The 8,514-nt window shown below is 45.9% G+C and carries 8 protein-coding genes; 5 read left to right on the forward strand and 3 right to left on the reverse strand.

The window, feature by feature from the left end; translation table 11 throughout:
* Positions 1-55: 55 nt before the first annotated feature.
* Positions 56-1,330, reverse strand: a complete 1,275-nt coding sequence (locus ACLFWI_RS21690) for a hypothetical protein (RefSeq protein ID WP_446414639.1) — start codon at positions 1,328-1,330, stop codon at positions 56-58.
* Positions 1,331-1,713: 383 nt separating this feature from the next.
* Here ACLFWI_RS21690 and ACLFWI_RS21695 point away from each other — a divergent pair, with 383 nt between their 5' ends.
* Positions 1,714-3,096 (forward strand): UDP-N-acetylmuramoyl-tripeptide--D-alanyl-D-alanine ligase, encoded by a 1,383-nt coding sequence (locus ACLFWI_RS21695; protein ID WP_446414643.1) that lies wholly within the window; start codon positions 1,714-1,716, stop codon positions 3,094-3,096.
* 20 nt (positions 3,097-3,116) lie between these two features.
* Here the strand turns inward: ACLFWI_RS21695 and ACLFWI_RS21700 are convergent, their stop codons facing one another.
* Both ACLFWI_RS21700 and ACLFWI_RS21705 read right to left on the reverse strand, forming a co-directional pair.
* The gene (locus ACLFWI_RS21700; RefSeq protein WP_446414640.1) at positions 3,117-3,998 is read right to left on the reverse strand and encodes a hypothetical protein; all 882 of its coding nucleotides are present in this window, start codon (positions 3,996-3,998) and stop codon (positions 3,117-3,119) included.
* Between the two features lie 505 nt (positions 3,999-4,503).
* Positions 4,504-5,652: an MFS transporter gene (locus ACLFWI_RS21705; protein ID WP_446409717.1), complete on the reverse strand. Its 1,149-nt coding sequence runs from the start codon at positions 5,650-5,652 to the stop codon at positions 4,504-4,506.
* Positions 5,653-5,824: 172 nt separating this feature from the next.
* Between ACLFWI_RS21705 and ACLFWI_RS21710 the strand changes: the two genes are divergently transcribed.
* The 4 genes from ACLFWI_RS21710 (at position 5,825) to ACLFWI_RS21725 (ending at position 8,512) form a co-directional block, all read left to right on the forward strand.
* A complete protein-coding gene (locus ACLFWI_RS21710) occupies positions 5,825-6,904 on the forward strand; it encodes an aromatic ring-hydroxylating dioxygenase subunit alpha (RefSeq protein ID WP_446414644.1) in 1,080 nt (359 codons plus the stop codon).
* 45 nt (positions 6,905-6,949) lie between these two features.
* Entirely contained in the window at positions 6,950-7,183 is a 234-nt protein-coding gene (locus tag ACLFWI_RS21715; protein ID WP_446409716.1) for a hypothetical protein, read from the forward strand.
* 115 nt (positions 7,184-7,298) lie between these two features.
* Positions 7,299-8,327 carry a tRNA dihydrouridine(20/20a) synthase DusA gene (gene dusA / locus ACLFWI_RS21720; protein WP_446414641.1) on the forward strand — a complete coding sequence of 343 codons (1,029 nt, stop codon included), beginning with the start codon at positions 7,299-7,301 and terminating at the stop codon, positions 8,325-8,327.
* Entirely contained in the window at positions 8,324-8,512 is a 189-nt protein-coding gene (locus tag ACLFWI_RS21725) for a hypothetical protein (protein ID WP_446414642.1), read from the forward strand. Before dusA ends, ACLFWI_RS21725 begins: the two co-directional genes overlap by 4 nt.
* Positions 8,513-8,514 lie beyond the last annotated feature (2 nt).

An 8,514-nucleotide genomic window follows, 5' to 3' on the forward strand; every position in this document is an offset into this window, starting at 1 on the left:
ACCAATGACCAATGACCAATGACCAATGACCAATGACCAATGACCAATGACCAATTTACATAATTTGACTCAGACAGGAAAGGTCAGCTCTACCAAAATGAATACTAAAAGCCACATTCAAATTTTCCAGAGACTTAATTAACCAAGGTACACCGTCTCTCGTGGAAGACTCGTAGTGATTAAACAAAATAGAGAATCGCTTTTCCAAATAGGGCTTAACTTTACGACACAGCAGCACAATCTTGAGTAGCAACACCGTAGTAACCGTTGCGCCTAAATTCGTGATCAGATCGACAAAAACAAAATGTTTAGGGCGCTGAGAACTCTCAACAACCAGAAAATTTAATAACTGGCTACAGGTTCGCAAAATCAGAAATTCGCTGGGCTTCTGATTATCACTTTGAGGTAAGGTATTTTTCAGATGCTCATGCAACCGACTATTAAACTGCCGTTTTCCGTAGGCTGGATTAATGGAAGCTGTCAGATACTCATACAAATCGTCCTTAAAGTCTTTGTAGCAAGGAGTATGGCTGCTATGAGTTAGAAAGGTTTGAGCCAAATCTCGGCAAGTATGAGAGCCTTGGACTTTGCCGACAAACTGTTTTAGGGCAGTCCCCAACTCATGATCCGTTAGAAGGGTAGGATTTTTGACAGGTTGGATAATTTTAGTCGAAACGTCTTTCGAGTCCTGACGTTTCATTTTGGCGCATCGCACCTGATAAGTCACGTACTTTGACAAATCTAGCTCAAAACGCCGCTGAAGCCGGGATTGAATTTGCCGGACAGTTTGTTGATGTTCATAACTGCTGTCTTCACTCAGCAAACAGTGTTCATACAGATAGGGGTATCGCTGAATGAGAGGTCCGACTTCTTTAGAACTGGTGGATGTTTCACCGACCACCTGAGATAAGCGATGTAGGGTAAGATATTGGTCGGTTTCTTTGAAAAGCTGTAGCAGATGTCGCAGACGTCTAGAACCGCGAGAGTAAACCCCGGTTGCGGGTGGAATATTATCCAGTAATTCGACCAACTCAGGGATGGCGTTTTGGTGTTGCGGTTGTATTTGCCAGCTGTTAATCAGAATGTGACAGCAACGATTCAGGATAAACTTGAACTCTTGCTCAGCCTGCTTATCCATTGCCAGCTTTTCCAAGACCATCCAGATTTCCGGCTCTGGATATCGAGAGCCGTCCATGAATAGCTGTTTGAAGCGTTCAAGCGTCTGCGTCGGAGATTCTACCTGTACGCAATACAGGAGATGGTCGTACAGTTGCTGCTCTTGTGAGCTAGTTTGTCTGATGTCAGAGTCTGTCCAAGTACTAGTATTCACTTCAGTTTCCCCCCTAGGCGCAAACGCCGTGGGCTGGTTAATTTGAATGGAATTTGGCAGATCTAAGCTCAAATTTGACTTGCCCTGTATCTCAACAACCGAAAACCCTGATGCATTTTATGAATTACCCCGCCTAAACGAGCTTGGTCAAGAGTTGCTTAAATCTAATAAACTATATTATCTATATATACAATCATACTAAACTAAGTATGGATCATACTGTAAAATTATGCCGCAAAAGTGTGAAGATTCGGTGAATATAGAATAAAACGCGATTTAGATCCCCAACTTGTGGAAACAGTCGGAAATGGCGTAGGGGATGAGTGTGGCTCTCCTACTCCCACCACAGCTACTGGCTAAAACCTATTCACCACCCTGGAATTATGCCTTGTCAGCTTTCGTTAACCCAATTCGTTGAAGTCCTCGCAGCTACTCCGGTTAATCTGTCCGTGCCGATGACGGTTAACGGGGTCTATGGTATTACTACTGATACCCGTAACCTGGAACCGGGTCAAATCTTTTTGGCACTGCGGGGGGAAACCTTTGATGGACATGACTACGCTGAGGTAGCGATTAAGAAAGGGGCGATCGCGGTGATTACCAACCGTGACCAAGGTCGCCATCTTCAGGACATACCCCAGCTTCAAGTCGATGATACTCTACAGGCATATCAGCAACTTGCTCGATGGTGGCGCGATCAGTTTGATATTCCGGTGATTGCGGTTACGGGTTCTGCGGGAAAAACGACGACGAAGGAATTAATCGCGGCGGTTTTGTCTACTCAAGGCAATGTCCTGAAAACCCAGGCAAATTACAATAATGAAATTGGTGTGCCAAAAACATTGCTGGAATTAGACTCAGACCATGATTATGCCGTGATTGAAATGGCGATGCGGGGTTCTGGGCAAATTGCCCTATTGACCCAAATTGCCCGTCCGACGATTGGCGTGATTACGAATGTGGGGACGGCGCATATTGGACTTTTAGGATCGGAGGATGCGATCGCCAAAGCCAAGTGTGAGTTATTGGCGCAGATGCCGGATACAAGCGTGGCGATTCTTAATCATGATAACCAACGTTTAATGGATACGGCGGCTACGGTTTGGCAAGGAGAAACATTGACGTTTGGCTTAAACGGGGGTGATGTCCAGGGGACACTCATTGACTTGTTTAGGCTAATGGTGGATGGTATCACATTTCCCTTACCCTTACCGGGGGAACATAATGCCCTCAACTATTTAGCCGCCCTAGCCGTGGCGAAACATCTCCAGATTGATTGGACACCCTTGAGGAGAGGATTATCGGTTCAGATGTCTGGGGGGCGATCGCAACGCTATGAGTTACCTAATGATATCGTGATTCTCGATGAAACCTATAATGCTGGATTTGAAGCCATGATCGCGGCTTTACACCTCCTCGCCCAGACGCCGGGTAAGCGACACATTGCTATTTTGGGATCAATGAAGGAATTAGGAGACCATTCGGAACAACTGCACCAGCAAGTTGGACAGAAAGCCCAGCAACTTCAATTAGATGCCGTATTGATTACTCTTAAGGATCGGGAAGCCGAAGCCATTACTAGGGGAATCTCAACGTTACCCAGCAAAGGTTTTGCCCAGGATGACGCCTTGGTGCAGTATTTAAAGGAATTCGTTCAACCTGGCGATCGCTTACTGTTCAAAGCCTCACGTTCTGTGGGTTTGGATCGGGTTTTGCATCAGTTTCGAGAGTTAATGTCTGACGAATTGAGTCAGGAATCGCCCTGACTTTGGGAAAAACTCGAAACTTAAATCGAACCAGGCTTGGCGGCGAATTTAAGTTCTAAGGTTAAGCGATCGTTACTGCTGGGAGAGCTTTTTTTACGAAAGCAACGGGCATCTTCCACAAATCCTAAACCCGCTTTACCGCACATAGAGGTTATATTGTGATAGCCATAATGCTTACTGATGTCTTGGAGTGAATAGTCTTTACTCAAAAACCGATAGGCAAGCTTTTTCTTCCGGTGACTCTCCAGCACACAAACGTGAGGATTACTGCACAAATCTACATCTGTTAAATAAAAGTAAAAGGTCAAGCTACGCGGCTTATTCGTGGCTCGATAAAACCTCTGAGCCTCTTGACGTCGCTCATAGAGAGTTGATTCTACAGCAAAACTCCACCATAGCTGACTGTCGTGGTGAATGGGTTCGGCGTTGAGGTATGTGGCGGCAATTGCTAATAATGTTGGATCAGTTTCTAGTTTCTTGATCGTTGGACATGACAATATAGTATTGTCGTAAATTCCCCGAATCAATGGTTTTCCCGTCTGCATCATGATTTGTTCTTTTTCAGACGCATCAAAACGGAATTGGGTATTGTTGGGTTTATGGCAAGGCGTTGTCAGTGCTAAGTCTCGAATGTCTTGGGTAATTTGTGCAGGGAGGTTAAGATTGCGGGAGATTCCTTTTTGTTTGAGTGACTGTATAGTCTCGTTCAAATCAATAGTCTTAAAAATTGAATCCTGACAATAGTGAGACTGAATTTCACTTACCTTAAATTTGTTGGATTTATTGGCAAGATAATGCTGTCTAATACCATTAAAGTAATTATTTTTAGTTGTATCGTGAATGGAGGTTGTAAATAGTCTGAAGTCTTTGAAAGGATTAGGAATTACATCAATTGCCATCATTTTGGTATATCTTTCAATCCGTTGAAATAAAACAAAATAGGCTACCGAGAAAATAAATGAGGGATTGATGCACGATATACCCTTAAGGGCAAATCCTGGTTAATAATAGTTGATTAACTCTAGCGGAATTAAAGAACTAGGTTTTATGGGCGGGAAATATTCAGAGTTTCTATGCCTCTGTCATAGTAACCAATTATTACTAAATAAGATAGGTATTAGATTACAAGTTAGTAAAATCTTTAATTATTTACAGAGAGTTTAAAGCTTGAGTAAAGCAATGGGAAAAATGGTGGACGCGATACTTGGGTTGGGATGGGTTTAGTAACATCAGGGTGAGAACAAAACGAGAATAGTAAAACCCGCCCCTACAAAAAAACTCATCCCTCCTGAATGGGTAAAAAACTTGCACTTATCGCGAGACGACAAGCACGACTATTTCCCTCATCACCCCATCACCCCCTCACCCCCTCACCCCAATACTCCCGACAGCAAGCCCTAGTTATGGTTATGGCTTGGGGACAAAGAGCAATAAGCCTGCGAGGAGTGCCACAATTGCCGCCGCATAGAACACCCACTCTAAACCGCAGGACGCTAACACCGGTCCTAACAGGATAGGAGATATAAACTGTCCCAAAAACCCTGCGCCTGTGCCAGCCGCTAGTACACTAGATTTCAGGTCTGGGGGGGCTAGATTCGCCAGAGTACCGTAAAGGGTGGGGAGTACCAAACCAAATCCCATACCAAAGAATACAGCCGTCACCAAAATCCAACCCAGTTGGTGCAGGATGGGAATCGTACTTAAAGTTAACGCCATCAGACCTAACCCGATCGCAACAGTCGTAGATTGTCCAAAGCGCTGTGCCAGCCTTTTCGCACCAAATGCTGATATAATGGCTGCGCCTATTGCCCGTGATGCTAAAACAATTCCATTAACTACGCTTGTGGCGTCAATGGTTTGTTTGAGATATTGCGGGGCATAAATGACCACGGCGTACATCGCAATGGATACCAAACTGAGTGTGCATAAGAGGCGTAGGGTGTAGGGGCGTCCTAAAACCTGGCGCAGTTTACTTCCAGCATCTTTAGCGTCTACCTTGGTTTTTGGGGAGGATTTTTCCGGTAAGAACCGTGCGGCTAAGATTGCCATAGGTAACCCCACCCCATACAGACCAAATGCCCATTGCCAGTGAAATGAACCCACCCAACCCCCAAGTAGGGGGAAAGCAATGCCCATAATAGTTAGGGTACTGGTTGCGTATCCCAACGCCTGCGATCGCGCTTCGCCTTTATACATATTCCCCAAGATGCCCAAACTCGCCGCCGCAATTCCGCCACTGGCGGCACCTAATAGTCCCCGCACGACTAACAACGGCATTAGTGAGTGCATGAAGGCACCGGCTGTGCCAAATAAGCCGTAGAGAATTAATGAGGGGATCAGCACCCGCAAGTGACCGATCCGATCTGCCACGATTCCTAATGGCGGACTAAATAGGGCAATGGTTAGACAATGCAGGCTGACCAAATTTCCGGCTAATGCCGGATCAAGGTTAAGTTGCTGGATCATCTCTGGCAAAATTGGCGCCACCACTCCCCCCGCCATGGTGGTGAGAGAGCCGGCGACTAGCAGCACTAACAGCCGAGGATCACTTAACATAACTTAAAATACCTAAATATTTTGACAACTATAGCAGAGGACAGAGGGGCAGGGGAGACATAAGACATAAGACGTAGCTTGCTTCTCAAGGGAAGCGAGTATGACAATCAGGTGCATTGACCCCTAAAAACTTACAGGATAAATATTGTCAATCGACAACAGAGGCTTCAAGATGGAACTGGCGACAACGCTAACTAGCCAAAACGTTCAAAACGCGATTAGAGAAGTAGGGATTAACCCTAACTACTGGTATCCCGTGGCTTGGGCAAATCAAATCCAACCGGGTAAAATATTACCTGTCAAGATTTGGCAACAATCCATCGCTGTTTACCGGACTCCCACCGGTCAACTTCATGGGTTAGAAAATGCTTGTCCTCACAAAGGTGTAGAACTGCATAAAGGCATTGTCCAAGATGAGTATTTAGCCTGTCCTTATCATGGCTGGCAGTTTGATGGTGCAGGAAATTGTGTAGGCATTCCCTACTTTCCCCCGGAACAGAAACTACCCTGCGCTCAAGTCCGTACTTACCCGATTCAGGAAAAATACAAGCTGATTTGGATCTTTCCTGGAGATCCTACCTTAGCCAAAACCTGTCAACCGCCAGATATGCCAGAATTTGACAATCCTGACTGGTTTATGGTTCCCGTGAGTGCCAGGATGAAATCTCATTTTTCTATCTGTAATGAAAATTCCATGGATGTTTTTCATGGATTTTTGCACCAAAACCTGCAAGGATGGTTTGATCCGGTTCTCAAACGTTTACAGGAAACGGAAAATACCGTCTGTGCGGAGTACGATGTCTCCTATAAAGGGCGTATGGCTCAATGGTTAGGGTTAAGCGATCGCGCGGATCAAGTGACTCGGCGCACGATATCGGTACAGTATCGCTATCCCCATTATTACAGTTCTCTAGAAGGCGTCTCTAATCTCTACCTGATGCGCCTCCCCATCGGACTAACGGAAAGTCGCTCCTTTGCTCTATTCTTTTTCAAGGTTCCCCTACCCCAATGGTTCCGCCAGCTATTCGACCCCCTCTTGTCTACCATACTGGAACGGTTTGTATTTATGCGATTTCTCAATCAAGATATTGAAATGATGGAAAGTGAGCAGCAAACCTATCTGGCAAATCCCCAGCGTCGCTATGTGGAAGTCAATCCCGCAATCATTGCCGTGCAGCGGTTGATCCGGCGGCAATTTGAACGACTCCAGGCGGCTAATGCTGAGCCTGGGGATGATCAAGACTACTCATGAGGATGGCATGGATTGGAGTTATCCTGATAAAGGAAAAGCGAACAGATGAATCAATTACCCATGACACAGGAACAGTCAACCCACCAAAATCAGGATGCTACCCGCGTTACCCACGATCCCACATTGAACAAAGATGCTGTTGATGAAGTGATGGAAAGCTATGAAGCAGGTACTGACTCAGAGGAGACAGAGGAACTTGATCCATCCACAGAAAAAGAGTTGGGTGAAGTTGAACAAGCGTTAGAAGATTTGACGATTGGGATTGAAGATCGATCGTGATCAGGTGTTGTTGTTCACTCAAGTGGCTTGTCGGCTATATGTTCTAGAAGTCCTTGAGTTGTTAATCTGGATCTGATAGGAAGTGCGATCGCATCCAGACAAATTCTACAACCTCATGGTCAGTCCCAATACCCTCGTTCTACCTCAACCTCACACCATCCCGGTAACGTATCCCTTAAGTATCGCGCCGATGATGGATCGCACAGATCGCCATTTTCGGTATTTCATGCGCCAGATTACCCGTCGCACTCTCCTCTATACCGAGATGGTGACCAGTGCAGCAATTATACATGGCGATCGCGATCGCCTGTTGGGTTTTTCTGCCGAAGAGAAACCCTTAGTTTTGCAAGTGGGGGGAGATAATCCCCTAGAACTCGCCGAATGCGCCCGAATCGCTGAAGGGATGGGGTATGACCAGATTAATCTTAACGTAGGATGTCCCAGCGATCGCGTGCAAAATGGGAACTTTGGTGCTTGTCTGATGGCGCAACCGGAACGGGTGGCGCGGGGGGTGGAAGCGATGATTCAGGCGGTTACAATACCAGTTACTGTCAAGCATCGGATTGGGATAGATGAGTGCGATCGCTATGAGGATATGGCAAACTTTGTCCGTATTGTCTCAGCAGCCGGATGTCAGCACTTTAGCGTACATGCGCGGAAGGCGTGGTTACAGGGATTAAGTCCCAAGGAAAATCGCACGGTTCCGCCTTTACGGTATAGTGACGTGCATCGCCTCAAGCAAGAATTTCCCCAGTTATTTATTGAGATTAACGGCGGATTTACGAGTTTAGAACAGGTACAGGAACAGTTAAAATTTGCCGATGCGGTAATGATTGGACGCGCCGCTTACGATCATCCTTATCTGTTTGCTCAAGCTGATTGTCAGATATTTGGTCAGGAAGGTATAGCGCCAACTCGCCATCAGGTAGTGGAAGGGATGTTGGATTATATTGATCATTGGGTGGCAAAAGGATTGAAGTTGAATAAAATTACCCGCCATATCCTGCAATTATTTTCGGGACAACCCGGTAGTCGTGCTTGGAAGCGACATTTAACGGAAAAATCTTGTATTCTAGGTGCAGGTTCTGAGGTTGTGCGGGAAGCCTTGGCGAAATTACCTGACTCGTCCCTGAGTGTGAGATGAAATGCAAAGCGATCGTGAATCGCTTATCTGAGGAACGCCGACAGGAAGTGTTAGATTTTGCTGTTTTTTGTGTCAGAGGTAGTTACAAGATAGATTGTAGGGGCGACCCGCCGCACACAATTAATATCGCCCAACCCTTAATTTTATCGGGTCGCCCTGCATCAGGTAAACTGTTCGGCATTTAAAC

This window comes from Coleofasciculus sp., assembly GCF_046539235.1.
Taxonomy (GTDB): domain Bacteria; phylum Cyanobacteriota; class Cyanobacteriia; order Cyanobacteriales; family Coleofasciculaceae; genus Coleofasciculus.

Excerpts from the sequence above, each read along its gene's own strand:
- ACLFWI_RS21715 (WP_446409716.1), top strand. The coding sequence starts at position 6,950 with ATGAATCAATTACCCATGACACAGGAACAGTCAACCCACCAAAATCAG.
- ACLFWI_RS21710 (WP_446414644.1), top strand. The coding sequence starts at position 5,825 with ATGGAACTGGCGACAACGCTAACTAGCCAAAACGTTCAAAACGCGATT.
- ACLFWI_RS21700 (WP_446414640.1), bottom strand. The coding sequence starts at position 3,998 with ATGATGGCAATTGATGTAATTCCTAATCCTTTCAAAGACTTCAGACTA.
- ACLFWI_RS21695 (WP_446414643.1), top strand. The coding sequence starts at position 1,714 with ATGCCTTGTCAGCTTTCGTTAACCCAATTCGTTGAAGTCCTCGCAGCT.
- dusA (WP_446414641.1), top strand. The coding sequence starts at position 7,299 with ATGGTCAGTCCCAATACCCTCGTTCTACCTCAACCTCACACCATCCCG.
- ACLFWI_RS21725 (WP_446414642.1), top strand. The coding sequence starts at position 8,324 with ATGAAATGCAAAGCGATCGTGAATCGCTTATCTGAGGAACGCCGACAG.
- ACLFWI_RS21705 (WP_446409717.1), bottom strand. The coding sequence starts at position 5,652 with ATGTTAAGTGATCCTCGGCTGTTAGTGCTGCTAGTCGCCGGCTCTCTC.